This window comes from Burkholderia sp. THE68 (assembly GCF_009938265.1).
Taxonomy (GTDB): Bacteria; Pseudomonadota; Gammaproteobacteria; order Burkholderiales; family Burkholderiaceae; genus Caballeronia.
In genome coordinates this window covers 1,662,675-1,687,143 of sequence record NZ_AP022316.1, presented here as the reverse complement: position 1 = coordinate 1,687,143, position 24,469 = coordinate 1,662,675, and the positions used below count along the sequence as shown (strand labels likewise).

The 24,469-nt window shown below is 65.1% G+C and carries 25 protein-coding genes; 13 read left to right on the top strand and 12 right to left on the bottom strand.

Going from position 1 to position 24,469, the window contains the following annotated elements; translation table 11 throughout:
• Positions 1–29: 29 nt before the first annotated feature.
• Together BTHE68_RS21185 and BTHE68_RS21180 are read left to right on the top strand one after the other, a co-directional pair.
• A complete protein-coding gene (locus tag BTHE68_RS21185; RefSeq protein ID WP_162068167.1) occupies positions 30–1,742 on the top strand; it encodes an IlvD/Edd family dehydratase in 1,713 nt (570 codons plus the stop codon).
• A 13-nt stretch (positions 1,743–1,755) separates the two neighbouring features.
• The gene (locus tag BTHE68_RS21180; protein WP_174258085.1) at positions 1,756–2,676 is read left to right on the top strand and encodes a dihydrodipicolinate synthase family protein; all 921 of its coding nucleotides are present in this window, start codon (positions 1,756–1,758) and stop codon (positions 2,674–2,676) included.
• Positions 2,677–2,680: 4 nt separating this feature from the next.
• Here the strand turns inward: BTHE68_RS21180 and BTHE68_RS21175 are convergent, their stop codons facing one another.
• From BTHE68_RS21175 to BTHE68_RS21155, 5 genes are all read right to left on the bottom strand, one after another.
• Positions 2,681–3,655 (bottom strand): bifunctional helix-turn-helix transcriptional regulator/GNAT family N-acetyltransferase, encoded by a 975-nt coding sequence (locus BTHE68_RS21175; protein ID WP_162068166.1) that lies wholly within the window; start codon positions 3,653–3,655, stop codon positions 2,681–2,683.
• Positions 3,656–3,753: 98 nt separating this feature from the next.
• On the bottom strand, positions 3,754–4,587 hold the full coding sequence (hpnK, locus tag BTHE68_RS21170; protein WP_162068165.1) for a hopanoid biosynthesis-associated protein HpnK: 834 nt from the start codon (positions 4,585–4,587) through the stop codon (positions 3,754–3,756).
• Between the two features lie 4 nt (positions 4,588–4,591).
• Positions 4,592–4,747, bottom strand: coding sequence for a hypothetical protein (locus BTHE68_RS21165; RefSeq protein ID WP_162066893.1), 156 nt, complete (start codon positions 4,745–4,747; stop codon positions 4,592–4,594).
• Positions 4,748–4,769: 22 nt separating this feature from the next.
• Positions 4,770–5,972, bottom strand: a complete 1,203-nt coding sequence (gene hpnI / locus BTHE68_RS21160; RefSeq protein ID WP_162068311.1) for a bacteriohopanetetrol glucosamine biosynthesis glycosyltransferase HpnI — start codon at positions 5,970–5,972, stop codon at positions 4,770–4,772.
• 239 nt (positions 5,973–6,211) lie between these two features.
• Positions 6,212–6,601: a hypothetical protein gene (locus BTHE68_RS21155; RefSeq protein WP_162068164.1), complete on the bottom strand. Its 390-nt coding sequence runs from the start codon at positions 6,599–6,601 to the stop codon at positions 6,212–6,214.
• Positions 6,602–6,801: 200 nt separating this feature from the next.
• Between BTHE68_RS21155 and BTHE68_RS21150 the strand changes: the two genes are divergently transcribed.
• The 4 genes from BTHE68_RS21150 (at position 6,802) to BTHE68_RS21135 (ending at position 10,249) form a co-directional block, all read left to right on the top strand.
• Positions 6,802–7,464 (top strand): response regulator, encoded by a 663-nt coding sequence (locus tag BTHE68_RS21150; RefSeq protein WP_061175082.1) that lies wholly within the window; start codon positions 6,802–6,804, stop codon positions 7,462–7,464.
• The gene (locus tag BTHE68_RS21145) at positions 7,461–8,840 is read left to right on the top strand and encodes an ATP-binding protein (protein WP_162068163.1); all 1,380 of its coding nucleotides are present in this window, start codon (positions 7,461–7,463) and stop codon (positions 8,838–8,840) included. Before BTHE68_RS21150 ends, BTHE68_RS21145 begins: the two co-directional genes overlap by 4 nt.
• Before the next feature lie 78 nt (positions 8,841–8,918).
• Positions 8,919–9,140 (top strand): hypothetical protein, encoded by a 222-nt coding sequence (locus BTHE68_RS21140; RefSeq protein ID WP_225936300.1) that lies wholly within the window; start codon positions 8,919–8,921, stop codon positions 9,138–9,140.
• Positions 9,141–9,202: 62 nt separating this feature from the next.
• Positions 9,203–10,249 carry a Gfo/Idh/MocA family protein gene (locus tag BTHE68_RS21135; protein WP_162068161.1) on the top strand — a complete coding sequence of 349 codons (1,047 nt, stop codon included), beginning with the start codon at positions 9,203–9,205 and terminating at the stop codon, positions 10,247–10,249.
• A 41-nt stretch (positions 10,250–10,290) separates the two neighbouring features.
• On the opposite strand, the gene BTHE68_RS21130 is transcribed toward BTHE68_RS21135, so the two are convergent.
• Entirely contained in the window at positions 10,291–11,142 is an 852-nt protein-coding gene (locus BTHE68_RS21130; protein WP_162068160.1) for a class I SAM-dependent methyltransferase, read from the bottom strand.
• 178 nt (positions 11,143–11,320) lie between these two features.
• Here BTHE68_RS21130 and BTHE68_RS21125 point away from each other — a divergent pair, with 178 nt between their 5' ends.
• A complete protein-coding gene (locus BTHE68_RS21125) occupies positions 11,321–12,334 on the top strand; it encodes an AraC family transcriptional regulator (RefSeq protein ID WP_162068159.1) in 1,014 nt (337 codons plus the stop codon).
• Positions 12,335–12,366: 32 nt separating this feature from the next.
• A complete protein-coding gene (locus BTHE68_RS21120) occupies positions 12,367–13,251 on the top strand; it encodes a bifunctional helix-turn-helix transcriptional regulator/GNAT family N-acetyltransferase (RefSeq protein ID WP_162068158.1) in 885 nt (294 codons plus the stop codon).
• 9 nt (positions 13,252–13,260) lie between these two features.
• Here BTHE68_RS21120 and BTHE68_RS21115 read toward each other — a convergent pair whose 3' ends face one another.
• Together BTHE68_RS21115 and BTHE68_RS21110 are read right to left on the bottom strand one after the other, a co-directional pair.
• The gene (locus BTHE68_RS21115; RefSeq protein ID WP_162068157.1) at positions 13,261–14,175 is read right to left on the bottom strand and encodes a LysR family transcriptional regulator; all 915 of its coding nucleotides are present in this window, start codon (positions 14,173–14,175) and stop codon (positions 13,261–13,263) included.
• A gap of 106 nt (positions 14,176–14,281) precedes the next feature.
• Complete coding sequence (locus BTHE68_RS21110; RefSeq protein WP_162068156.1) at positions 14,282–15,691, bottom strand: MFS transporter; 1,410 nt, start codon at positions 15,689–15,691, stop codon at positions 14,282–14,284.
• Between the two features lie 268 nt (positions 15,692–15,959).
• Between BTHE68_RS21110 and BTHE68_RS21105 the strand changes: the two genes are divergently transcribed.
• A complete protein-coding gene (locus tag BTHE68_RS21105; protein WP_162068155.1) occupies positions 15,960–16,727 on the top strand; it encodes an IclR family transcriptional regulator domain-containing protein in 768 nt (255 codons plus the stop codon).
• 12 nt (positions 16,728–16,739) lie between these two features.
• On the opposite strand, the gene BTHE68_RS21100 is transcribed toward BTHE68_RS21105, so the two are convergent.
• A complete protein-coding gene (locus BTHE68_RS21100) occupies positions 16,740–17,273 on the bottom strand; it encodes a nucleoside deaminase (protein ID WP_162068154.1) in 534 nt (177 codons plus the stop codon).
• Positions 17,274–17,573: 300 nt separating this feature from the next.
• On the opposite strand from BTHE68_RS21100, the gene BTHE68_RS21095 reads away from it, so the two are divergent.
• Positions 17,574–18,092, top strand: a complete 519-nt coding sequence (locus BTHE68_RS21095) for a Spy/CpxP family protein refolding chaperone (protein WP_162068153.1) — start codon at positions 17,574–17,576, stop codon at positions 18,090–18,092.
• A gap of 702 nt (positions 18,093–18,794) precedes the next feature.
• Here BTHE68_RS21095 and BTHE68_RS21090 read toward each other — a convergent pair.
• The 3 genes from BTHE68_RS21090 to BTHE68_RS21080 all read right to left on the bottom strand — a co-directional run bounded on the left by BTHE68_RS21090 (position 18,795) and on the right by BTHE68_RS21080 (position 21,627).
• Entirely contained in the window at positions 18,795–19,484 is a 690-nt protein-coding gene (locus tag BTHE68_RS21090) for a hypothetical protein (RefSeq protein WP_162068310.1), read from the bottom strand.
• A complete protein-coding gene (locus BTHE68_RS21085) occupies positions 19,484–19,966 on the bottom strand; it encodes a glycoside hydrolase family 108 protein (RefSeq protein ID WP_162068152.1) in 483 nt (160 codons plus the stop codon). The genes BTHE68_RS21090 and BTHE68_RS21085 overlap by 1 nt, the downstream gene beginning before the upstream one ends.
• Before the next feature lie 317 nt (positions 19,967–20,283).
• Positions 20,284–21,627: an MFS transporter gene (locus BTHE68_RS21080; protein WP_502710595.1), complete on the bottom strand. Its 1,344-nt coding sequence runs from the start codon at positions 21,625–21,627 to the stop codon at positions 20,284–20,286.
• Positions 21,628–21,834: 207 nt separating this feature from the next.
• On the opposite strand from BTHE68_RS21080, the gene BTHE68_RS21075 reads away from it, so the two are divergent.
• The 3 genes from BTHE68_RS21075 to BTHE68_RS21065 are packed head-to-tail and all read left to right on the top strand — an operon-like array spanning position 21,835 to position 24,419.
• Positions 21,835–22,221 carry a tellurite resistance TerB family protein gene (locus BTHE68_RS21075; protein ID WP_162068151.1) on the top strand — a complete coding sequence of 129 codons (387 nt, stop codon included), beginning with the start codon at positions 21,835–21,837 and terminating at the stop codon, positions 22,219–22,221.
• A 33-nt stretch (positions 22,222–22,254) separates the two neighbouring features.
• The gene (locus BTHE68_RS21070; protein ID WP_162068150.1) at positions 22,255–22,845 is read left to right on the top strand and encodes a universal stress protein; all 591 of its coding nucleotides are present in this window, start codon (positions 22,255–22,257) and stop codon (positions 22,843–22,845) included.
• Positions 22,803–24,419: an alkaline phosphatase D family protein gene (locus tag BTHE68_RS21065; protein WP_162068149.1), complete on the top strand. Its 1,617-nt coding sequence runs from the start codon at positions 22,803–22,805 to the stop codon at positions 24,417–24,419. The genes BTHE68_RS21070 and BTHE68_RS21065 overlap by 43 nt, the downstream gene beginning before the upstream one ends.
• The last annotated feature ends 50 nt before the right edge of the window (positions 24,420–24,469 follow it).

The window sequence follows — 24,469 nt, the reverse complement described above, 5'->3', positions numbered from 1 at the left end:
GAAGAACGCGCGATAAAAGGGGACATCCAATGCGCAAGCTACGCTCGCAAAGCTGGTTCGGCGGTACTGGCAAAGACGCCTTCATCCATCGCTCGTGGATGAAAAACCAGGGTATTCCTCACGATCAGTTCGACGGCAGGCCGGTCATCGGCATCTGCAATACGTGGTCGGAACTCACGCCCTGCAACGCGCATTTTCGCGAGCTCGCCGAATACGTGAAGCGCGGCGTGCGCGAGGCGGGCGGCCTGCCGCTCGAATTCCCCGTGATGTCGCTCGGCGAATCCAATCTGCGCCCCACGGCGATGCTGTTCCGCAATCTCGCGTCGATGGACGTCGAAGAGTCGATTCGCGGCAATCCTATCGATGGCGTGATTCTGCTCGTCGGCTGCGACAAGACCACGCCCGCGCTGCTGATGGGCGCGGCGTCGTGCAATCTGCCGGCGCTCGCCGTGTCGGGCGGTCCGATGCTCAATGGCCGGTTTCGCGGCGGCACCATCGGCTCGGGCACGGGCGTGTGGCAGATGTCGGAGGAAGTGCGCGCGGGCACGATGACGCAGGAAGAATTCGTCGAAGCCGAATCGTGCATGAACCGCTCGCGCGGCCATTGCATGACGATGGGCACCGCTTCCACGATGGCCTCGATGGTCGAATCGCTCGGCATGGGCCTGCCGCACAACGCCGCGATTCCCGCCGTCGATGCGCGCCGGCAGGTGCTCGCGCATGTGGCGGGGCGGCGCATCGTCGAGATGGTCAAAGAGGATCTCACGATGGACAAGATCCTCACGCGCGAGGCCTTCGAGAACGCGATCCGCACGAACGCGGCCATCGGCGGATCGACGAACGCGGTCGTGCATCTGATCGCGCTGGCGAAGCGTATCGGCGTGGAACTGACGCTCGAAGACTGGGAGCTCGGCTCGAACGTGCCGTGTCTCGTGAACCTCCAGCCATCGGGCGAGTACCTGATGGAAGACTTCTATTACGCGGGCGGCCTGCCCGCGGTGTTGCGTCAGCTCGGCGAGCAAGGCCTGCTGCATCGCGACGCGCTCACAGTGAATGGCCGCACGCTGTGGGACAACGTCAGCGACGCGCCGAACTACGACGAAAAGGTCATCACGCGATTCGAGCAGCCGTTCAAGCCGCACGCGGGCATTGCGGTGCTGAAGGGCAATCTCGCGCCGAACGGCGCGGTCATCAAGCCATCGGCGGCGACCCAATCCTTGCTGAAGCATCGCGGGCGCGCGGTCGTGTTCGAGAACGTCGAGGAACTGCACGCGAAGGTCGACGACGATTCGCTCGATATCGACGAGCACTGCATCATGGTGCTGAAGGGCGCGGGCCCGAAGGGCTATCCGGGTTTCGCGGAAGTCGGCAACATGCCGCTGCCGAAGAAGGTGCTGCAAAAAGGCATCACCGACATGGTCCGCATCTCCGATGGCCGCATGAGCGGCACCGCCTATGGCGCGGTGGTGCTGCACGTCTCGCCGGAAGCGGCGGCGGGCGGTCCGCTCGCGCTCGTGCGGACGGGCGACATGATCGAGCTGGATGTCGAGGCGCGGCGTCTCAATCTCGAAGTCTCCGACGACGAACTGGCCAGGCGCCGCGCCGCATGGCAAGCGCCCGAGCTGCCGAAGCGCGGTTATTACCGCTTGTACGTGGAGCACGTGTTGCAGGCGGATCAGGGCGCGGACCTGGACTTCCTTGTCGGGTCGAGCGGCGCGCCCGTGCCGCGCGATTCTCATTGAGCGGAGACGATCGATGACGAGTCATCAAACGCCGCCGTCCGGCATGTGGCCGGTGCTCTATGCGTATTTCGACGCGCTGAACCGCATCGACCGCGAGGCCACGCGCAAGCAGATCGACACGACCATCGCGGCGGGCGCGCCCGCCATCGTCACGCTCGGCCTCGCGACCGAAGTGAACCGCCTGTCCGACGATGAAAAGCGCACCATGATCGATGATTGCGCCGCGCATATCGCGGGCCGTGTGCCGCTCGCGGTCACGATCAGCGGCGATACCGTCGAACGTCAGGTCGCGCTCGCCAGCTACGCGCTCGAACGCGGCGCGTCGTGGCTGATCCTTCAGCCGCCATCGATGCGCAACGAGCCCGAGTCGTTCTACTACGACTTCTTCTCATCGGTGCTCGAACGGACCGGCGCGAACGCAGGCATCCAGAACGCGCCGGAATATCTGGGCGTGGGCTTGTCGGCGGAATCGATCGCGGCGCTCGCCGCCGAGCGGTCCAACTTTCGCCTGCTGAAAGGCGAAGGTCCGGCCGTGACGATCCGCGCGACCATCGAACGCCTGCGCGCGCTCGATCAGACGCTCGCGGTATTCAACGGGCGCGGCGGCCAGGAATTCGTCGATAACCTGCGCGCGGGCTGCGATGGGCTGATCGTCGCGCCGGATGCGTTCGATCGACAGGTCGCCATTCACGGCGCCTTCGTCGAAGGACGCGAGCACGAAGCCGAATCGCTCTATGCGCAAACGCTGCCGGAAATCGTCTTCGTGATGCAGTCCCTGGAAACGCTCACCTGTTACGGCAAGCGGATCGCGGCGTGGCGCATGGGCTTCGACGTGCTGCACGATCGCGGCGCGCGGCCCACGCAGTTCGGCATCGAATGCGCGCGGCGTTTCGCGCAACGGCTCGGTCCGACATCGCGCGTCGTGCGCCGATGAAGCATCAACGCGGGCGTCGGCGCGTAAAACGTTGCTCGATCACCGATGTGCCCCATTGCGTGCCTTCGGCTTCGTCGGTCAATACGAAGCCGAAGGACTCGTACACGTGGCGCGCAGCGTCGAGACTCTTGAAGGTCCAGAGATAGGTCTCGTCGTAGTGCGCATCGACGAAGTCCATCGCGCGCGACATCAGTTGCCGGCCCACGCCGCTGCCACGCAATGCATCGTCGACGATGAACCAGCGCAGATGCGCGACGCGCGTGGCGAGATCGCCGTCGATCGCGAGCGAGCCGAGCGTGCGCTCGCCTTCCATCACGAGCCACAGCGCCTTGTCTTTTGCGGGCAAGGCTTCGGCGAACGCGGCCAGTTCCGTCGCGACCTTGCGCTCGAAGTACACGCCGAAGCCCGCATGATGCGCGTAAAAGCGCGCGTGCAGCCCCGCCACATCGCCGATGCACCCCGGCCGATATCCCTCGACGATGCGCGTGCTTTCCGTATGCGCGGCGTGCGGCGTCCCGCTCGCGTGGTCGCGCGCGAGCGCATCGGCGTAGAGCGCGAGCGAGCGCACGAGCGCCTGCTGATCTTCCGGAACCATGCGGCGCAGCGCGTCGGACACCTGATCGGTCGCGAACTTGTCGATCTTTCTGCGCAGTTTCTGTCCGGCGGGCGTCAGATAAAGCTCGGAGGAACGCGCGTCCTCGCCCGATGTTTCGCGCCTGACGAGGCCGGTCGCTTCGAGCCGCGCGATCTGCCGGCTCGCGTTCGATTTGTCGAGCCGCAGGATCGTGGCGATGTCGCGCGCCTGGATGCCGGGCGTCGCGCCGATCTCGATGATCGCGTGCACCGCCGACGGCGCGAGGCCGCTGTCCGCGAGCGTGTTGCGCATGAAGCCCAGTTCGCGTACGAGCTTGCGTGAGAATTCGCGCAGTTCGAGGATGGTTTTATCGCGGGATTGAACGGGTGTGTCGATGACGTCCATGGCGGCTCCGTCGGTTGCGAAGCGCAACCATATGCGCTCAATCTAGTTGCGTATCGCAACTTTTGCAAGCGAAATCGCGCTCCCGGAAGTGCTCACCTTTAGGTGGCCGGCTCCGGCGTGCGCGCGTACCCGAACACATCCGCGAAGCCGCCGTGCATCGCGCCGGTCGATTCGATCGCGCGCGCGACGCGCGGCGAGCACAGGGCGGCCAGTTCATCGGCATGGCGATAGTCGCGCATCGATGGCGTCAGCGGGCCGCCTTGCGTCGCGGGATGGCTGTAGATTTCGAGCACGCCTTCGGGCGCTTTCGCGAGCACGGCGAGTAACGCGGCTTCATCCATGTGACCCGTCGCGGCGATACCCGCGACCCGGTCGTTATGGAAGATGCCGGCGTCGTCGAGGCGTTTTTTCATCAACGCGATCCAGGGGCCGAGAAAGATCGAGCCGGGCGTCTCGCGTGGCAGACGCATCGCGCGCATGCCGAACTGCGGCCCGATTTCGAGGATCAGCGCCAGAATCGTCGGATGCAAATGAAAATGCTTGTGCACGTTGACGTGATCGAGTTCGAGGCCGGTTGCCGCGAAGGCCTTGAATTGCGCGTAAATTTCGACCGCGAGCTGCCGCCGTACGTCCGGCCGAAAGAAGAAGCGCACGGCGTTCTCGAACATCGAGCCTGCGAAAGCGCCGCGCGCATCGACGAGATCCGGTATCGACCAGTGCGGCAGCGACGCGGCGCCATCGGTCAGCACGAGATGCAAGCCCACGCGCAGCGCCGGCAAGTCGCGTGCGATCTTGACGGCCTCGTAAGCGGCGCGTGCGCCGACCATCAGGCTTGCGCAGGTGAGCACGCCCTCGCGATGCGCGCGCGCGACCGCGTGGTTCACGCGTTCGTGCAGCCCGAAGTCGTCGGCGGTGACGATGACTCCGCGCACCGCGTCACGCGTCGTGCGCGCTCAGGACAAGGAAGAACTCGACGCCGTCGCGCAGGCGTCGCGTCATCATGTCCCAGCTCGTGAGCATCTCGCGCACGAGCTCCCCGAGCGTCGCGGAGCCGTCGGAAGAGGGCGCCTGGAGAAAGAGCGTGTGCTTCATGGTGCGAAGTCCGGTGAATGCGTCATTGACTGTCGGAGGCGTTGGCGTCGTAGTGCTCGCGTGCGTCGTCGAGCGGCATGCGCACGCCGCGCCACACGACGCTCGATCCGAACAGCGCGGCGAGCCATTGCAGCCACATCAGCAGATCGCGCAACGCAATGAGCGGAAGGTCGCGCCAGAACGCGCGCCACGAGCGCGCGCCGCGTCTGTGCAGCAAAAGCCGCGCGGAAAGGCCGAGCGACGTGCTCAGATCGACGACGGTATCCGCGATGCCCTGCGTGATCTCGGTGCCGTGCTCGTAGCCGAGCCCGAGCAGGGCGCTGGTCAGAAGCCAGGGCGTGGTGAACGTGACGCACAGGCACGCGAAGCCGAGCGGGTTGAGCGAGCGGATCGTGCGTAGCCAGCGTGTTTCGCGGTGCCACAGCGAGGCGAGATCGCGCTCGATCACATCGGTTGCGACGACCACGTCGGACAGTTCGGTGCGCAAGCCGAGCGCGCGGACGCGCTCCGCGAGCCAGTAATCGTCCGCGAGACAGTCGCGCACGGCTTCGAAGCCGCCGCTTCTCACGAGCGTGTCGCGCCTCACCGCGAGCGTCGCGCCGAAGCCGAAGCGCCTCTGACCGAGCACGTTGGCCACGTGCACGGAAGGCGCGAACCATTCATCGATGAAAAGCCCGCCGACGCGCGACCAGAAGCCGCCCACGCGCCGCGCGCGATACAGGCACGTGACGACGCCGACGTCCGCATCGGCGAGCGGCGCGGTCACGCGCACGAGATAGTCGGGCTCGACGGCGATGTCGCTGTCCGCGATCACGATGAGATCGTGCTTCGCGCGCGCGGCGAGATTGATCAGGTTGCCGACTTTGCGGTTGCCGCCGTGCGCGGTGCCGTCGATCACGAGTTCGATGTCGCGCTTCGGAAAGGCGCGCGCGAGCCGCTGGACGACGCCCGCCGCGGGATCGGACGCGCTCGCCACGCCGAACAGCAGTTGATATGACGGATGCGTCTGCGTGCAGAAGGTTTCAAGGTTGGAGTAAAGGCGCGGCTCGATGCCGCACAGCGGCTTGAGCACGCTGACGGAAGCGGACGCGTCGCCGCGCTGCCGCTTGCGGGCCGTGCCGCGCAAGCCGGGAAAAACCAGCGCGGCGAGCGTCGCGTGGCACGTCGCGGCACAGCACAGCGCGATGACGAGCCATTCGAACAACGAAACCGGATGCGCCGTCATGATCGTCACGTCCGGATGCGGCAGATGAACCACGGCATGAGAATCTCCACAGTGATTCGAATGCGTGTCGGGAACCCGAAGCCTGCCTTCGCGAACCTTAAGAGATGCTTAGATAAGCGAACGAATGCACATTGAAATGCCGATGAAAGGCATGTGTATCGTCACGCCTTGCAATGGCCGTGGCCGAAAAAAAACCCGGCGCTGAGGCCGGGTGAAGGGGAGCGGGCGCGTTTCCGAGGTCACGCCCGTCCGCGTGGCACTCTGCAGGATGCCGCCGCGCGCGGACAGTCTTGCGCGGCGCTCAGCCGGGAGCCGGCGGGATGAAGTTCGACATGAAGCTGCACCAGCCAGTCGCGTGGAGAGGTTCCGTCGATCACGAGTTCGTGCGCGCTCCATCCGATGCGATGCGCCATGCGGGCAGCGTCGAATGCGAGCTTCGCGATGCGCCGCACGACGAGCACGATGCCCATCGCGCTCACGAGGGTCGCAAGACGCACCGCAGTGCTTTCGAGCGCATGCACATGGCCGGAGCAGCCGCAGACCGTGAGCCACGCCGCATCCGACGCGGCGATGCACAAGGCGATCAGCACCGCATTCGCACGCAGGCAAACGAGAGTGGACGATCGCATCTGCATCTCCGAGGCCGCACGGCCGCGAATCGGCGCGCTCGACGGTATAGTGAGCGGACGAACCTTATGCGATGCTTAAGCCAAACGCGCGCCGCGCCGATAACGGGGGCACACTGTGCGGCGGCGCGCAAAGCTTAAGTAGCGCTTAAGCATGCAGGCCGGACAATCGGCTGCGACGTGTTCGCGCCTGGAGAAAACGCATGCGGCTGTTACTGGTGGAGGACGACGAGATGATCGCGGAAACCGTGCTCGCCGCGTTGCGCCGTGCGAGCTACACGGTCGACTGGGCGCAGGACGGCCGGGCCGCGGAGCTTTCACTCGACAATGGCGTGTACGACCTCGTGCTGCTTGATCTGACCTTGCCCCGGCGCGATGGCCTCGACGTGCTCGCCGCCTATCGCAGCAACGGCGGCGATGCCCCCGTGATGATCCTGACCGCGCGCGACGCCGTCGACGATCGCATCCGCGGCCTCGATGCCGGCGCCGACGACTATCTGATGAAGCCCTTCGATCTCGACGAACTCGCTGCCCGCGTGCGCGCGCTCCTGAGACGGCGCACGGGGCAGAAGCATCCGGTGTATTCGCACGGCGAACTGACGCTCGATCCCGCCGCGCACGAAGCCGCCAAGGGCGGCGTCGCGCTCAACCTCGTACCGCGCGAGTTCGCGTTGCTGCAGGCGCTGATCGAAGAGCCGTCGCGCGTGTTCCGCCGCTCGGAGCTTGAAGAAAAGCTGTACGGCTGGGGCGAGGAAGTGGGCAGCAACGCGATCGAAGTGCACATCCACAGCTTGCGGCGCAAGATCGGCGCGGAAGAGATCGTGACGGTGCGCGGCGTCGGTTACCGGCTGAAGAGAATCGGATGACATCGATTCGCCGATGGCTGCTCGGATGGCTGATCTGCGGGCTGGGCCTCGCGTGCCTGATCGCGGGCATCGGCATATTCAGCACTGCGCGGCTGGAGGCGGGCGAACTCTTCGATTACGAACTGCGCACCGTCGCGCTCTCGCTACCGCACAACATCGGCGCCGAAGACGTCGCGCAGGGGCGCAATCCCGAACTGCACGGCATCGCGGACGACCGGCTCGTCATCGACATATGGGACCGTTCGGGGCGCCTCATCTATCACTCGCCGCGCGAGCCTGCGTTGCCGCGTTTCGGGGAAGGCTTCCACTCCGCCGCGCGCGAAGGCATTCTCTGGCGCGCGTTCGGCGTCGCGCAGCCGGACCGCTTCGTGCAGGTGTCGCAGCCGTATTCCATTCGCGACGATCTCGCCATCACGCTCGCGCTGCGTGCGATCTGGCCGCTCGCGCTGCTCATTCCGGCGCTCGTCGTGATCGTGCTCGTCGTCGTGGCGCGCGGGCTTGCGCCGGTGCGCGGGCTGTCGCAGTCGCTCGCGGCGCGCTCGCCGGAATCGCTCGAACCCATCGCGTTCGAAAGGCCGATGCCGGATGAACTGCGACCGCTCGTCGACGCGTTGAACGATCTGCTTGCGCGGCTGAACGAGGCGTCGCAGGCGCAGCGCACGTTCGTCGCGGACGCGGCGCATGAACTGCGCACGCCGCTCACTGCGCTGAAATTGCAGATCCAGGGCGCAACCGGCGATGGTTCGCTTCAGGTCGATGCCGCGACGCTCGCCAGGATCGACGGCCGCCTGAATCGCCTCATCCATCTCGCGCAACAACTGCTCAGCATGGCGCGGGAAGATGCCGCGCGCGAAGCGGCCATCTTGCCGATGAGCCTGCGCACGCTGTGCGAGGTGCGCGTGGGCGATTTTTCGTTGCTGGCGGAGGCCCGGTCGATCGACCTCGGGCTCGAACTCGAACAGGCGCTGGATGATCACGATGCGTTCACCATCATGGGCGATACGCACGCGCTTGCCGTGCTCGTCAACAACCTGCTCGATAACGCGATCCGTCATACGCCGCATGGCGGGCGTGTCGATGTGATGCTGCGGCGGGATACGGAAGGCATTTCGCTGACTGTGCTCGATTCCGGAACCGGCATTCCGGAAAGCGAGATCGATCGTGTGTGTGACCGGTTTTATCGCTGCGCCGGCACGACGGGGCATGGCAGCGGGCTTGGACTCGCGATCGCGTTGCGCATCGCGCAGCGGCATCATGCGACGCTGGAGGTCAGAAATCGCGTCGGTGCGAGCGGGCTTGTCGTGGCGGTGCGCGGGTTGCGCGCGGTCGCGGCGATGGCGCGCGCGAAGGATATCCTCGGCGGAATGCATGCCTGAATGAAAGCGCAAGAAGCGGGGCGTGGCGCGCGTCTTGCGCGCCGAAGCTTGCTGTTTCATCCTCATGACGGGCCTATCATGAAGAAGTTCGTGCTTCTGTGCGCATGTCTCGCGTGGATCGGCGCCACGCATGCGACGGACGCAGCCGCGCCTGCCTCGACCGCGCGTGAGACATCCGAACCCAAAACCCTCAAGGAGCGCCTCGGCGACAAGGCGAGCGACGAGCAGCGCGTGGACAATTGCCATGTGCCGGCGGACCGGCGCGGCACGAAAGTTCGTCCCGATACCTGCGCGCACTGAAACAGCGCGGATGTGGTACCTTTTCGTGATGAACTAACTGGTACAAATTCGAGGAATCCGCCATGTCTTCCACTCAAGCATCCTCCGTCCTGCGCCTCGGCATTCTCGGCGGCGCAAACATCGCGCGACAATTCACGCGTGACGTCAAGCCGAGCCAGACCGTGCGTGTCGACGCAGTCGGCAGCCGCAGTGAGGAAAGCGCGAAAGCCTTCGCCGACGCAAACGGCATCGAACGCTGGTTCGGGAGCTACGACGCGCTGCTCGCGAGCCCGGACATCGACGCCATCTATCTTCCGTTGCCCAACAGCCTGCATGCCGAATGGGCGATCAAGGCAGCGGACCAGGGCAAGCACATCCTCTGCGAAAAGCCGCTCGCGCTCGATCGCGACGAGGCCGCGCGCATGTTCGAAGCCGCCGATCGCAACGGCGTGATGCTGCTCGAAGCGTTTCCGTATTACTTCCAGCCGCAAACCGCCGCGATGATGACCCTGATCGGCGAAGGCGCGATCGGCGACGTGCGCGCCATTCAGGCGAGCTTCGGCTTCACCGTGGGCAATCCCGGCGCGAACATCCGCATGAAGCCCGAACTCGGCGGCGGCGCGCTGCTCGATGCGGGCAGCTATCCGCTGAGCCTGATTCGCCTCGTGATGGGTTGCGCGCCGCAACGCGTCGATGCGGTCGCGACCTGGGCCGACAGCCGTGTCGACATCAGCCTCATGGCGACGCTCATCTATGCCGATGGCCGCCGCGCGCAAGTCTCGTGCTCGATGGACGCGGCCAATCATCGTTACGCGACGATCATCGGCACGCAGGGCACCATCGACACCGAGTACCTGAATCACACGAGCGCGCAGCCGGCCGGCGATCGGTACGGCTATTTGCCGAGCCAGTTGCGCGTGCGGCGCGGCATTCCGAATTCGGTGCCGTTCGAACCGGTCGCGTCGGAGCCTGGCAGCGGCTTTCTGTTCACCGCGGAAAGCTTCGCGCGCATGATCGCGACGGGCGACGCCGCCGCGATCGAGTACTACGCGCAGGTGAGTCTGGACAACGCGGCGACGCTCGCGGCGATCATCGACAGCGCGCGTCGCGAAGCGCCCGTCACGCTCTGATTGCAGCAAACGCTTCACGCGCCGCGCGGGCGCGTGAAGCATCAACGCTTGACGATCACCACTTCCATATACTCGCTCGGCACCACCAGCGACGACGTTCCTCCCACATTGCAGCGCTCCAGCAAACCGGCGATATCGCGTTCGAGATCGGCCTGTTTCGCGGAATCGAGCGTCGCGAACGCGCGATGCACCGGGCCGTAAAAATCGCGGAACACCTGAATCCAGTGCGCGGCCGATTCATAACGCATATTGAAGTGCCTGCGCACGCAACGAATGTCGGCGGCCTGAGCGCCGAACAGCGCCACGAGATGCGGCTCGGTGCCCCATAGCGCGGGCGATTGCAGCCCCACGGGCGGCGGCACGTAAGCGCCGATGATCTTGAAAAGCTGGCCGATGAAACCCTCGGGCGTCCAGTTCGCCATGCCGATGCGCCCGCCGCTCTTCGCCACCCGCAACATCTCGCCTGCCGGGCGCGCGTGATCGGGCGTGAACATCGCGCCGAAGGTGGACAGCACAACGTCGAAACTGCCGTCGTCGAAGGGCAGGTCTTCCGCATCGGCCACTTTGAAATCGACGGCAAGTCCTTCGGCCTGCGCGCGTGCGCGGCCCTTTTCCAGCAGCGCGGGCACATAGTCGGTCGAGGTGACGTGCGCGAAGCGTCGCGCGGCGGCGAGCGTCGCGTTGCCGTTGCCGGCGGCGATGTCGAGCACGCGTTCGCCCGCGCGCAGGTCGATCGATTCGGCGAGCATCTCGCCGACGATCTGCAAAGTCGTGCCGATCACGGCAAAGTCTCCGCTGGCCCAGGTGGCTTGCTGCCGGGTCTTGATCGCGGCGAAGTCGGGTCGTGCGGTGTTCGGCTCGTCGCAAATCGCGGATGTATTCAACGCATGCATGGTTCCGTCTCCAGATTCCAGATGAGGGGTCGAGCATCGCCCTGATGGCGGGCACATGCAGTATCCCGTTACCATCCTTTCGACGCCTGTCCGCGAGTCGCCGCGAATTGCCCGATCGTCCGCTTCTCGCAGCCCATTCGTTTCGGCGTCGCGATGCTTTCGATCGACGGGAGCCGACATGAGCCATGACATCCTTTCCGACGTGCTGCGCACGGTGCGCCTGCGCGGCGCGCTCTTCTTTCACGTAAGCGGCAACCGCAACTGGGCGGCGGCAGCGCCCGCCGCGTGCGATATCGCAGCCATCGTCATGCCGGAATGCGAGCACGTCATGGAGTATCACGTCGTGACGCACGGGAGCTGCTGGGGCGCGATCGACGGCGAAGCGCCGGTGCGGCTCGCGAGCGGCGACATCATCGTGTTTCCGCACGGCGACGCGCACGTGATTTCGAGCGCGCCGGGCATTCGCGCGGACGTGGACGTCGCGGCGCTGTCGACGAAGATCGATCAGTTGCCCTTCGCACTGACCTTCGACGCGGTCGAAGCGGGCTACAATCCGTCCCCCGGCGACATCTATGAAACGATGCTCGTGTGCGGCTTTCTCGGCTGCGATCTGCGGCCGTTCAATCCGCTGATCGCCACCTTGCCGCGGCTCCTTCATCTGAAGGAAAGCGGTGGTCATGGCTGGATCAATCACTTCATGCAGCAGGCCGTGGTCGAATCGCGCCACAAGCGCCCGGGCGGCGAAGCGATGCTCGAGCGCATGAGCGAAATGATGTTCGTCGATGCGGTGCGCCGTTATGTCGACGTGCTGCCCGAGGAAAGCCGCGGCTGGCTTGCGGGCCTGCGCGATCGTTTCGTCGGCCGCGCGCTCGCCGTGATGCACGACGCGCCCGCGCACGAATGGACCGTGGAAGAACTCGGCGAGCGCGTGGGTCTCTCGCGTTCGGCGCTGCATGAGCGTTTCGTCGACATGATCGGATTGCCGCCGATGCAGTATCTCGTCAACTGGCGCATGCAGGTCGCGGCTGGCCTCCTACGTAATACGAATGCGACGATCGCGGCCGTGGCGCAGGACGTCGGTTACGCATCCGAGGCGGCGTTCATCCGCGCGTTCAAACGTCTCGTCGGCAAGCCGCCCGCGACGTGGCGGCGCGAGAAGACGCGCGTGGAAGCCGCGACGCATTCAGGTTGACGCCGGATGAGTCTCTGACTAAAGTCAGAGATATGAACCCGACCGACATCAGCCAGATTCGCAGCTTCAACCGCACCGTTGCCGATGGCATCGGCGCGCTCAACGACCACTTTCTCGGGCGCGGCCGTCCGATGGGCGAGTCGCGGCTTCTCTGGGAGATCGGCGCGCAAGGCGTCGATCTTCGCGTGCTGCGCGAGCGTCTCGGTCTCGACTCGGGCTATCTGAGCCGCACGCTCGCGGCGCTGGAGCGGCAAGGGCTTGTCGCGGTCGAGTCGCGTCCCGATGACCGCAGGGTGCGCCGCGCCAGTCTGACCGAAACAGGCCGCGCCGAACGCGATGAGCTGGAACGGCTATCGGATGCGGTCGCCGGCGGCATGCTCGCGCCGCTGAACGACGCGCAGCGCCAGCGCCTGATCGCGGCGATGGCCGAAGTCGAGCGGCTGCTTCAGCCGTCGCTGGTGCGCTTCGCGATCGAAGATCCGGCGAGCGTCGATGCGCGTTGGTGCATCGATCAATACTTCGCGGAGCTGAACGCGCGCTTCGATGCGGGCTTCGATCCGTCGCTCAGCCTGTCCGCCGATGCGCGCGAACTGACCGCGCCGCACGGCGCGCTGATCGTGGCGAGGCTGCGCGGCGCGGCGATCGGCTGCGTCGCGCTCAAGTTTCACGGCACGGCCCCAGCCGAATTGAAACGAATGTGGGTGAGCGCGGACGCCCGCGGATTGGGGCTCGGGCGGCGCTTGCTCGACGAGGCCGAACGGCACGCGAGCGAGCGCGGCGCGAAGGTCGTGCGCCTCGAAACGAACCGGACGCTCAAAGAGGCGGTCAGGCTGTATCGGCAATCGGGGTATATGGAGGTCGACGCGTTCAGCGCCGAGCCTTACGCGGATCACTGGTTCGAGAAAACATTGCGCTGACGTGATTCGTCAGCGCTGTCCCGTCAGCGCGATGACGAGATCGAGAAACGCGCGCGTCTTCGCCGGCGGATGATGCCGCGACGGATAGAACGCGTAGAGCGGAAAGCGCTCGTCGGGCCAGTCGGGGAAAAGGTCGATCAGCTTGCCATCGGCGAGCAGGTGTTCGTGACCGAGCGCGAGAATCTGCGCGATGCCATAGCCCGAGAGCAGGGTGCTCAGCATCGTGCCGGGATCGTTGAGCGTGAGACGGCCGCGCGTCTCCACGGTGATGCGCTTTCTCTTGCGATGAAACTCCCAGACGAACGGCCGCCCCGTTTCGGGGTCGCGAAACTCGATGCAGGTGTGCGCGTCGTCGGCGAGCGCTTGCGGCGTCGCGGGCTTGCCGCAACGTTTGAGATACGACGGCGCGGCGACGGTGTGCACTGGCGTATCGAGCAGCTTGCGCGCGATTAGGCTCGATTCGCGCGGCGCGCCGAAGCGGATGGCGAGATCGAAGCCGTCGGCGATCATGTCGCCAAGGCGGTCGCTCGTGATGAGTTCCAGTTGCAGTTCCGGATGCGCCTTCAGGAAGGCATCGAGCTTCGGGCCGAGCAGCAGCCGCGAGAAGATCGGATCGACATTCACGCGCAGGCGCCCGCGCACGGCCGTCGCGCCCTCCGATGCGGTGGCCGCCGCTTCCTCCAGTCCCGCGAGATGCGGCATCACGTGCGCGAAGAAACGCCGGCCTTCGTCGGTGAGGGAGACGCTGCGCGTCGTGCGGTCGAACAGACGTATCTTCAGACGCGCTTCGAGGCGCGCGATCGCACGGCTCACGCCCGGTTGCGACATGCCGAGCCGCTCGCCCGCCGCGGCGAACGTGCCCGCATCGACGATCGCGGCGAACACGCCGATGCCGTTGAGGGTGCGCTCGTTGAAGCCCGTCATTCATGCCTCCGTGTCATCGATGAGATGGCATTGATGTTATCGCGAAACGAACACCAAAAAAAACGGGCCCCGCAGGGCCCGGCAAATCACTCCAGCACAGTCATCGTTACGCGTGGTGCGCCTTGGCGACTTTTTCCACGGAGATCGAGTCGGCACGCAGACGCTCGTATTCCTGCTCGCTCATCGGCACTGCGTCCTTCTTGCCCAGATCGTTCAGGCGGATGCGATAGGTTTCACGCGCCGAGTACGCCGCGATCGCCGCAATGATCGTCACGCCGAACGCAATCGAGCCGACGATCACCGGGATGTTGTTCGATCCCGGCGGCGCCACCGCTGCGAACAGCGCGGGCAGCAGCGCGGTGATCGTGGTGCCGATGTTCTGCGCAATCGCCATCGCCGAGACACGCGAGCGGGTCGGGAACAGTTCCGGGTAGAAGCTCGGGAAGATCGCGTTATAGCCCTGGTACACGACACCCCACATCAGGATCGACATCGCGAAGGCGAGCGGCACGCTGTGGATGCTGATCGCGTAGAGATAGGCGAACGCCAGCACACCCGAGAGCAGCGCGCCGACGATGATCGGCGGCTTGCGGCCGATCTTGTCCGACAGGTTGCCGACGAACGGAATCACCAGCACCGCGACGATGTTGCCGACCACCGGAATCCACAGATACACGCTCTTGTGGAAGCCGACGCCGTACGAAGCCTGCACCGCATACGCCGCACCGAAGATCGTCGCGACGACCGGAATCACGTTCATCAGCGCCATGCAGACGACGCGGATCATGTCGGGCGTGCTGTTGGCGAACGCTTCCTTGATCGGCGACTTCGGCAGATCGCCGTGCGACTCTTCGGACGTGAACGCCGGGGTTTCGTGTACTTCCTTACGGATGATGTAGCCCGCGACCAGCACGAAGGCCGACAGCAGGAACGGAATGCGCCAGCCCCACGAATTGAACATGTCTTCCGGCATGAACATGGCGAGCGGCAGGAACACGGCGGCGGCGAGAATCTGGCCGGCCTGCACGCCCTGCAGCGTGAAGCTCGCGTAGAAGCCGCGTCGTCCGAACGGTGCGTGTTCGAGAATCATCGAGCTGGCGCCGGAGATTTCACCGGCCACCGCGAAGCCCTGGACCAGACGCAACACGACCAGCAATGCCGGAGCCAGCATGCCGACGCTGTGATACGTCGGCAGCAGACCGACGGCCATCGTCGAGAAACCCATCAGGAACATGCAGATCAGCAGTACGTTCTTGCGGCCGTGCGTATCGCCCAGATGGCCGAGCACGAATGCGCCGATCGGACGGGCGACGTAGCCCACGCCGTAGGTCGCGAGCGACGCGATGATCGCCACTTTCGGATTGCCCGACGGGAAGAACAACTGCGGGAAAATGAGTGCTGCCGCCTGGGCGTAGATGAAGAAGTCGTAATACTCCAGCGCCGAGCCGATCCAGCCGCTCGCAGTCGCTTTTTTCGCCTGGCGTCCGCCGTGCGCGTCGTCCTTGGGGCTAGCCATAGAGATGTCTCCGAAATGGGTTTATGGAGTTGAGCCTGGGAACCTGATCGAGCGGCGGAGCATTCGACTCACGGGAATTTGCGCGTCGCTCTGAAAGTGATTGGAGAATAAGAGCGCAACCCCTTTCGATCAACGCTTTGTGATAAATTTTGCGCGATTATCGTACGCGAGTGTCCGATAATCGATCACTTTGGGGGTTAGCACTAGCAAATGGCTTTGGTGGAGCGCCGAAACAGCCTGCGTTCCATAACTAAACAAGCATGTCAGCATGACTAAACCGGAACTCGACAAACGCGACTGGATCGCTGGTCTGGAAAAGGGTCTCGCGATCCTCGAAGCCTTCGACGATCAGCATGCGCGCATGACCCCGACGCAGGCCGCGACGCGCACCGGCCTCACGCGCACCGCCGCGCGCCGCTATCTGCTGACGCTCGCGCATCTCGGCTACGTGCAGACCGACGGCAAGCTCTTCAACCTGACGCCGCGCGTGCTGCGCATGGGCTGGTCGTATTTCGAATCGGCGCGGCTGCCGCGCATCGTTCAGCCTTATCTGCAGCAGTTGAGCGCGTTGATCCACGAGTCGGTGTACGTGAGCGTGCTCGACGACTGGGATCTCGTGATCATCGCGCGCAACGGCTCCACACGCGTGATGACGACGGGCTTCGTGCTCGGCGCGCGCGTGCCGGCCGCGCTGATGTCGGGCGGCATCGCGATGCTCGCGTACATGAACGAGACGGCGGTGCGCGGCTGGCTCGAGGCCACCGAGTTCAAGCCCTTCACGCCGCTCACCATTACCAACAAGGACAGGCTGTACGAGAAGATTCGCCAGGCGCGCGTGGATGGTTATGTCGCGATAGAGCAGCAACTGCAGATGGGCGTGCGCGGCGTCGCGGTGCCGATGAAGAACCGCCACGGCGAGGTGGTGGCGGCGTTGTCGGCGAACATGCCGATGGGCAAGGAGACGGGCGAGGCGGCGCTCGCCCGCGTGTTGCAGCCGTTGCAGGAGACGGCGTTGTCGATGCTGAACGTGATCTGACGTTTATCGTTTTTATCGTTTGGACCAGAAGTCGCGCTGCACGCGCAGCACTTCGTCCTCGACTTCCGCGATCGGGCCGAGCAGTTCGACCGGCTTCTGGCAATGATCGTAGACATAGCGCGACGAGACGCTCATCGTCGGATTTTCAGCGTGATTGCCGGTGGCTTCGAGCAGACGCGCTTCGGTGAGTCCGTACACGACCCGTCCGATGTTGGCCCAGTACGCCGTGCCCGCGCACATGCAGCACGGCTCGACCGACGTATAGAGCGTGCATCCCCACAGATACTCCGGCGTGAAGTTGAGCGCCGCGACACGCGCGAGCACCGACTCGGCGTGATTCACCGTATCGACGTTGCCTTGCTCCATCAACACGGTTTCCTGATCCGGCCCGACCAGAATCGCGCCGAACGGATGATGGCCGAGCAGGGTCGCGCGCTCGGCGACGGCGCTCGCGTGCCGCAGATGCCGCACGATCTGCTCGCGCGTGGGCGTGAGACCCTGGGGCGGAAGATCGTCGTGTCGGGTGCTGGGCGTGGTGATGGCCATGTAGGTGTCTCCTTCGCATGCTGATGGGAAGGGCAGGATAGCGCGGCAAAAAGCCGGGTGATTACGCGTGCGGCGATAGCGGGAATAAGCGCAAGGTGAGGGTTTTCGGGAGCGGGTGCTGGCTGGGGGCGCGGGGCCATGTCTGGCGGGGCTTTGCGGCTTCCGTGCGCCGCCCGGAGGTGAGGGTTTTCGGGATCAGCGCTCATGCCTCCTCACTCTCGCCTAATTCACCGTCCCTAAACTTCGATCCATGGTTGCGGCGACACCGCCCGACATCGACAAAAGGAAAGGGGAAACGACATGGCCCGACTCAACGTTTCGGCACGCAGCAGCATGCTTCTCAAGCTATCGGTGTTGAGCGTCGTCACCGCGCTCTCGCTGGGCGTCGGCTCCGCGCCGGTCTATGCGCAGTCGCTTCCGATGGACAACCCTCCGGCGGCCCACGTACAACCGCTCGACATACGCACGCTGCACGATCGGCTGAACCTCACCGCCGATCAGGAAGTCCGATGGCAGGCCGCGCTCGACGCGATGCGCCAGAGCCATGCTTCCGAGCGCATGAACGCCGATCAGATGCAGGCGCGCATGCAGACGATGCTCAAGCAGCCGATCCTCGATCTCTCCGCCCTGCACGCGATGGACGAGAAGTTCCGGCAGCAGGACGCGCCCTTATCCGAGCAATCGGCGAAGGCCTGGCTCATGTTCTATAGCGGACTGAACGATCAGCAGAAGACCACCTTCAGCGATGCGATCAGGCCGCAGTTCGAAAGCATCGCGCACCATCCGGCGCGGCCCTACGATCCGCGAACCGGGCTCTGACGCGATGATGCCTGGAGTGTGTTGGGAGTCATGCTAAGGAACGCAAAGTTGCTTGGCTAAGGTGCCTGATACGCTTTGGGCTCTTCTTTCGCCGGATCCCGTGAGCGTGTTGGTCTATTAGCGTTGCCCCTGTGCGGGGCGGCAGTCACTTTCTTTGCTGCTGCAAAGAAAGTAACCAAAGAAAGCAGCTCGAGACGCCCGCGGTCACACGCAATTTGGGTGTTCTTCTCGTTGTTCGTGGGCTCAGTAGCGAGTGCCCTCGTAGGCCCCATCGGGCTTGGACCGCGCACGGTCTGTCACATCGCACCACATAACACGCTGGTTCAGCACGAAATGGCTCCGGCCCGCTTCGCGGCCGATGGGTCAATCGGGTCTGCGTGTGCTTCTGCGTTTCTCTTTTCTCGTCGGTTTCCCTTGCAGACCCGACGGCAGCGCGCAGCGCTGTGCCGAAGCTATTTCGTGCTGAACCAGCGCGCTTAAAACAACTAGCTAGTCAGACCGTGCGCGGTCCAAGCCCGGTTAGGCCTACGAGGGCACTCGCTACAGAGGCCACGAACAACGAGAATAGTGGCCAAATTGCGTATGACCGCGGGCGTCTCGAGCTGCTTTCTTTGCCTACTTTCTTTGCAGCAGCAAAGAAAGTAGGTGCCGCCCCGCACAGGGGCAACGCTAACCGACCGACACGCCAACGGGATCCGGCGGCTAAGCCCCGCCCGTAAAGATCGGCCCTTGTCCCCCCGGCATGAACGCACGCGGCGCGTGATCAGCACTTGCACCGGACTGCTCACGCGAAGCCGTCGCCGGTGCAGGATCGCGCAGCGTGACGGCCGTCTCCGACGTGATCGGCACGCTGGGCTGCGCGAGCAGCTCGGTCTTGCGCATCGAGCCCGCCGAAGTCCCGAAGTAATAGCCGATGATGCTGATCCACGCGGTACCGAGCGCGCCCACCACGACGTTCACGAGATCGCGGTTCGCTTCGGGCAGCGCGCGCAGCGCCATCAGCAGCAGGATGCCGAAGAAGCCGGCCGTGACGCTCATCGCGAGCACCTTCGGCACCCAGTCCTTGTTCGCGATGCCCATGGCGCGCGCATCGGCGCGATCGCCCGCCGCGATGCGCGCCATGTCGGCTTCGAACGACAGGCGCGCCTGCGCCGCCGCCACCACGAGTTGCTGCAACTGCAACGAGTTCGCGCTTTCCGCCTGACTGATTTTTTCCAGCGCGGCGGGGTCGTTGAGCGCGGTCTCGACGACATCCGGATCGCCCGGCGTGCCGAGCGCATGCGAGATGATCGCGGCCGCCGTCGTCACACCGAGCCCGACCGGCCCGCCGATGAGACCCGCCAGAAGAGGCGCCTTCGCGCCGATCGTTGCCGCCACTTTCGACCAGTCCATCATGCTGCTCCCAGAAGAAGATTCGTCGCCATGCGCTCGGTCCAGCCGCGGCTGAACGTCGGCCAGGCATGCAGGCCCTTCAGATAACGCAATCGATACGCAATGAAGCGCAACACGAAGCGCATCGGATCGGCGGCTTTCACGGCATCGACGGTATCGGGGCCGAACTTCCCGTCTTCCTTCGCGCCCGATGCCTTCTGCATCCACAGCACGACGAGGCCGCCGTTGTAGTTCGCATCGAAAATCTGGAAGGCGACGCGCGGATCGAATTCGTCGAGATGCAGCGGATCCCAGTACTTCTGCTTGGCGATGCGTTTCGCGAGTTCGAGCGGCAGGTCCTTCATCGCGCCCGCATAGCCGTAGCCGCGCGCGACGCGCGCCGTCACGCCCCACATCGTTTCGCCGCCCGGGTCCGCCGGATGGAACGAGTAACCGCCTTCGCTGCCGATCAGCGCTTCGAAGGCGTCATCGAAACTGTTCATGGTGATCTCCTTGGCGCCTGCACGTGCCGCCGGAACTTCGCGAGTCGAATCGCGGCGCCGGAAGAAACGGGCCGGCGCGCGAGGCGACCGGCCCGGTCGCGTCAAACAGTGGCAGGCAGTCATGACGCGACGGCAGGGCTTAATGCACCAGCCGTGCCAGATCACGCCTGAAATGCATGCGAGCCTTGTGTGACAAGGCTCGGCGCGCGAAAGGAGATGTGCGGAGAAAAGCGAACTGTCGTGCGCCGGCGAACGCTTTTGGAGGGCGTATGTTCGGCCTGCGCAGACAGCGATCAGTGGATCAGTGGATCAGTGGCTCAGTGCGGGGCGGGCGCGAGCGACGTGTCGGCTTCGCGCTCGTTCGAACGGATCGCGATGACCGCGAGCAGCGCTGCGGCGAGCGGCACGGCGAGCGTCAGATAGAAGCCGCTCGGACCGCCCATGTTGAGGAACGTGCCGCCGACGGCCGATCCGGCGATCGCGCCCACGCGCCCCATGCCGATGGCCCAGCCGGTGGCCGTCGCGCGCAGCGTCGTCGGATACGCGCCGACCACGAGATAGTTGAGCGCGATCTGTTGCCCGCCGATGCCGAGCCCGGCCGCGCCCCCGAGCGTGAACACGAGCCCCCACGACGTACCCGCATACGCAAGCCCGATGACAATCGCGATACCGAGCGCGAGCAACGCGATCAGCAGGCGCCGCGTGCTGATCTTCGGCAACACGATGGAAAGCGGAATCGCGCAGACGATGAACACCGCGTTCACGACCACCGTGCCGAGCGGCGCTTGCGCGGCGGGCAGACCCGCGGCCTTCAGCACGGTCGGCAGCCACGACAGGAACATGAACCACGCGATCCAGTTGAAAAAGTAGACGGCCCAGATCGCCAGCGTGTTGCGCGCGTTGCCTTCGCGAAAGAGCGCGGCGACGCTCGCGCGCGTGCTCGCCTCATGCACCGCGAAGCGGGCGTCGTCGGCGAGCGGCCAGGTCACGATGCGCGAAAGCATGTCGCGTGCGGCGCGGTGATCGTCACGCGAACGCGTCACGAGGTAATGCAGCGATTCCGGCAGCGCGAACCAGAGCACCACGAGCAACGCGAGCGGCGCCGCACCGCCGACGATGAACACGCCTTGCCAGCCGATCACGGGCATCATGCGCGCGGCGAGCAGGCCGCCGAGCATCGCGCCCGCGGGCAGGCCGAGCAGCACGCCGGTCATGATCGCACCGCGATGCCGCGCGGGTCCGAATTCCGCCGCGAGCGCTAGCAGCACCGGCGTGCAGCCGCCCATGCCCAGTCCCGCGATGAAGCGCAGCACGAGAATCTGCTCCGTGCCGCTCGCGAACGCCGTCGCCAGCGATGCGATGCTGAACAGCGCGACACCGCCGAGCAGCGCCGGACGCCGCCCCACGCGATCGCCAACGAGCCCGAGCGTCATCGCGCCGATGGTCATGCCGAGCGTGCCCGCGATCAGGATCGGAGCGAGATCGCCGGGCGCAAGACCGAAGGCCGCGACGATGGCGGGCCCCGTGTACGCGATGGCCTGCGTGTCGAAGCCATCGAAGAGGGTGGTCGCGAAGCACAACAGGAAGATGGCCCACTGAAATGGCCGGATGCGTTCCTTGTCGATCAGCGACGCGATATCGAGAGGCGTGCTCATGGTTATCTCCGTTTTTGGTATCCGCCGGAGCGTACGAGAGCAACGCGCGCCGCGTCCAATACCGATGCGGACTAGGCCCATACCGTGCGGGTATGACGCGCTCATTCGATGCTCATTCTCCGTCCCTACGATGTGATTCAACCAGGCGGCGCGGTCTCATCGAAAACACTCGCACCGCTTTTCGTCGACCACGTTTCATCGAGGAGAAGAGTCATGCGCCACTATCCATCGGACAGTCCCCGTGCGGCCGCGCGCATCGTCGTGATGTCGCTGATCGCGGACGGGCATATCGGCAGCGCCGAAGTCGAAGAACTCGAACGGCGCGGTTTCTACGCGCGTCTCGGGCTCGATCCCGGCGAGCTGCACGAGATCGTGCAGGAGGTGTGCGAGGACCTCATGCGTGATGCGTATCTCAGTTGGGAAGAGGCGTGCCGCGTCGATCCGCATGTCGTGCAGCAGCTCGCCAAAGAAGTGCGCTGCGAGCGAATGCGACGCGATGTGCTCACGCTCTGCGAATCCGCGGTGGTCGCGGACGGCGTGATGACGTTCACCGAAGCCGCCGTGATCGATGCAGTCAGGCGCGCGTGGCGCATGCACTGAAGCGCGCGACGTTCGATACAAGGAGACGACATCATGCAACAGCACATTCTCGTCGCGGTGGGGCCGGGCCTGAGTCATGCCGCGCTCGCGCTCGGCATCGCGCGGGCCCGCGAATTCAACGCGCGCCTCACGGCCCTTCACGTGGTCGACCGTATGCCGTTCTGGGCCGTATCGTCCGCGCAGCATGATTTTGGCGCGGCGTTCGCGCACGTCGAACAGCTCGCGCGCGAAGTCGAAAAGCGCACCTTGCAGGCGATACGCGCATCGAGCATCAACGGCCTGTGCGTGACGATGGACCTGCCGAGCGGCACAACGCTCGCACGCACGATCGCGCAGGCGGCGCGCGAGTTCGATGCGGACCTCATCGTGATCGGCCGCAGCAGGGCCACGAACTGGCGCTTCTGGGAAGAGCGCGTGTGCGATGCGGTGAGCCGTCACAGCAACCGGCGCGTGCTGATCGCCACGAATCACGCGGACAATGAAGCGCCCGTTGCAACAAAAGCGACACCGTTACGTTTTACCATCGGCGATTCGACGCAGCACGCCACTACCCCATCGTACAGTTCGAGAGGAAGCTCGCCATGCCGGATCGCATCGTCAAACCGTCCCGACGCACCTTGCTGAAGGGACTCGTTTCCGGCACGGGACTCGCCCTCACGGGAGCGGGTCTCGCCGATGCACTCGCGCAAGGCGTCGCGCCCGCCGTCGTCACCGCCGACAAGCTGCGTCCGCAACTGCCCGGCGGCGTGATGAGCGGCGACGTCACCGCGACGAGCGGCATCGTGTGGAGCCGCGCGGACCGGCCGGCGCGCATGATCGTCGAATATTCGACGAGCGAGAACTTCAGGACGTTTCAGCGGCGCATCGGGCCGGCGGCGCTCGAGGGCAGCGACTTCACGGCGCGCGTCGATCTCACCGGCCTGCCGCCCGGCGCGGACGTGTTCTATCGCGTGCGCTTTCAGGATCTCGTCGATGGCAAGGCGCATAGCGAGCCCGTGACGGGACGTTTGCGCACGGCATCGCTCGATGCGGACAAGCCGGTGTGCTTCGTCTTTTCGGGCGACGAAGCCGGGCAGGGCTGGGGCATCAACGAGCGGTTCGGCGGCTATCGCATCTATGAAGCGATGCGCCGCGAGTCGCCGGATTTCTTCATCCATCAGGGCGATCAGATCTACGCCGACAGCGTGATCGAAGCCGACGTGCGTCTGCCCGATGGTACGCTGTGGACCAATATCGTCACCGAAGGCAAGTCGCACGTCGCGCAGACGCTCGACGATTATCGCGCGGCCTTCGCCTATAACCAGCTCGACAAAAACAAGCGCCGCTTCGCCGCCGAGGTGCCGTTCCTCGTGCAATGGGACGATCACGAAGTGCGCAACAACTGGTATCCGGGTCAGCGCATCGGCGAGGCGGAGAAGCGCTATCAGACGCGCTCGATCGATCTGCTCGAAGCGCGCGCGAAGCAGGCGATGTTCGAATACAACCCGTACCGCATCAATCAGCTCGATCCGGAGCAGGTCTATCGCGGCTTTCAGTTCGGCCCGCTGCTCGATGTGTTCATGCTCGACGAGCGTTCGTATCGCGGCGCGAATTCGCCGAACCGGCAGACGCGTCTCGATGCCGATGCGGCGTTCCTCGGCTCGCAGCAGACGGCGTGGCTGAAGGCATCGCTGAAGGCGTCGCACGCGACGTGGAAGGTGATTGCGAGCGACATGCCGATCTCGCTCGTCGTGCCCGATGCGAACCCCGATGTGCCGAAAGGCACGTTCGAAGCCTGGGCCAACGCGGAAAACGGCGCGCCGCTCGGACGCGAGCTGGAGCTGGCGGAGATCCTGCGCTTCATCAAGCAGGAGGACATCCGCAACGTCGTGTGGATCACGGCCGACGTGCACTACGCGCAGGCGACGCACTACGATCCGTCGCGCGCGAAGTTCACCGAGTTCAAGCCGTTCTGGGAATTCGTCGGCGGCCCGATCAACGCGGGCACCTTCGGCCCGAACGATCTCGACATGACTTTCGGGCCGGAACTGCGCTACGTGAGCGTGCCGAAGGACAACCCGCAGAACCGCTCGCCCGCCGCGCTGCAACAGTTCTATGGCCGCGCCAAGATCGATCCCGCGAGCCGCGCACTGACCGTCTCGCTGCATGATCTGAACGGCCGCTCGCTCTACGAAGTCAAGCTCGATCCGGAGGCGTGAAACTGGCCTGCCCGCGTGGATGCGAAGCGTTCATGGACGCTCCGGCCTTC

Excerpts from the sequence above, each read along its gene's own strand:
- BTHE68_RS21185 (WP_162068167.1), top strand. The coding sequence starts at position 30 with ATGCGCAAGCTACGCTCGCAAAGCTGGTTCGGCGGTACTGGCAAAGAC.
- BTHE68_RS21120 (WP_162068158.1), top strand. The coding sequence starts at position 12,367 with ATGAACCCGACCGACATCAGCCAGATTCGCAGCTTCAACCGCACCGTT.
- BTHE68_RS21175 (WP_162068166.1), bottom strand. The coding sequence starts at position 3,655 with ATGGACGTCATCGACACACCCGTTCAATCCCGCGATAAAACCATCCTC.
- BTHE68_RS21105 (WP_162068155.1), top strand. The coding sequence starts at position 15,960 with ATGACTAAACCGGAACTCGACAAACGCGACTGGATCGCTGGTCTGGAA.
- BTHE68_RS21095 (WP_162068153.1), top strand. The coding sequence starts at position 17,574 with ATGGCCCGACTCAACGTTTCGGCACGCAGCAGCATGCTTCTCAAGCTA.
- BTHE68_RS21065 (WP_162068149.1), top strand. The coding sequence starts at position 22,803 with ATGCCGGATCGCATCGTCAAACCGTCCCGACGCACCTTGCTGAAGGGA.
- BTHE68_RS21165 (WP_162066893.1), bottom strand. The coding sequence starts at position 4,747 with ATGAAGCACACGCTCTTTCTCCAGGCGCCCTCTTCCGACGGCTCCGCG.
- hpnI (WP_162068311.1), bottom strand. The coding sequence starts at position 5,972 with ATGACGGCGCATCCGGTTTCGTTGTTCGAATGGCTCGTCATCGCGCTG.
- BTHE68_RS21075 (WP_162068151.1), top strand. The coding sequence starts at position 21,835 with ATGCGCCACTATCCATCGGACAGTCCCCGTGCGGCCGCGCGCATCGTC.
- BTHE68_RS21130 (WP_162068160.1), bottom strand. The coding sequence starts at position 11,142 with ATGCATGCGTTGAATACATCCGCGATTTGCGACGAGCCGAACACCGCA.
- BTHE68_RS21155 (WP_162068164.1), bottom strand. The coding sequence starts at position 6,601 with ATGCGATCGTCCACTCTCGTTTGCCTGCGTGCGAATGCGGTGCTGATC.
- BTHE68_RS21180 (WP_174258085.1), top strand. The coding sequence starts at position 1,756 with ATGACGAGTCATCAAACGCCGCCGTCCGGCATGTGGCCGGTGCTCTAT.
- BTHE68_RS21135 (WP_162068161.1), top strand. The coding sequence starts at position 9,203 with ATGTCTTCCACTCAAGCATCCTCCGTCCTGCGCCTCGGCATTCTCGGC.
- BTHE68_RS21090 (WP_162068310.1), bottom strand. The coding sequence starts at position 19,484 with ATGGACTGGTCGAAAGTGGCGGCAACGATCGGCGCGAAGGCGCCTCTT.
- BTHE68_RS21085 (WP_162068152.1), bottom strand. The coding sequence starts at position 19,966 with ATGAACAGTTTCGATGACGCCTTCGAAGCGCTGATCGGCAGCGAAGGC.
- BTHE68_RS21150 (WP_061175082.1), top strand. The coding sequence starts at position 6,802 with ATGCGGCTGTTACTGGTGGAGGACGACGAGATGATCGCGGAAACCGTG.
- BTHE68_RS21145 (WP_162068163.1), top strand. The coding sequence starts at position 7,461 with ATGACATCGATTCGCCGATGGCTGCTCGGATGGCTGATCTGCGGGCTG.
- BTHE68_RS21110 (WP_162068156.1), bottom strand. The coding sequence starts at position 15,691 with ATGGCTAGCCCCAAGGACGACGCGCACGGCGGACGCCAGGCGAAAAAA.
- BTHE68_RS21115 (WP_162068157.1), bottom strand. The coding sequence starts at position 14,175 with ATGACGGGCTTCAACGAGCGCACCCTCAACGGCATCGGCGTGTTCGCC.
- BTHE68_RS21125 (WP_162068159.1), top strand. The coding sequence starts at position 11,321 with ATGAGCCATGACATCCTTTCCGACGTGCTGCGCACGGTGCGCCTGCGC.
- BTHE68_RS21140 (WP_225936300.1), top strand. The coding sequence starts at position 8,919 with ATGAAGAAGTTCGTGCTTCTGTGCGCATGTCTCGCGTGGATCGGCGCC.
- BTHE68_RS21070 (WP_162068150.1), top strand. The coding sequence starts at position 22,255 with ATGCAACAGCACATTCTCGTCGCGGTGGGGCCGGGCCTGAGTCATGCC.
- BTHE68_RS21100 (WP_162068154.1), bottom strand. The coding sequence starts at position 17,273 with ATGGCCATCACCACGCCCAGCACCCGACACGACGATCTTCCGCCCCAG.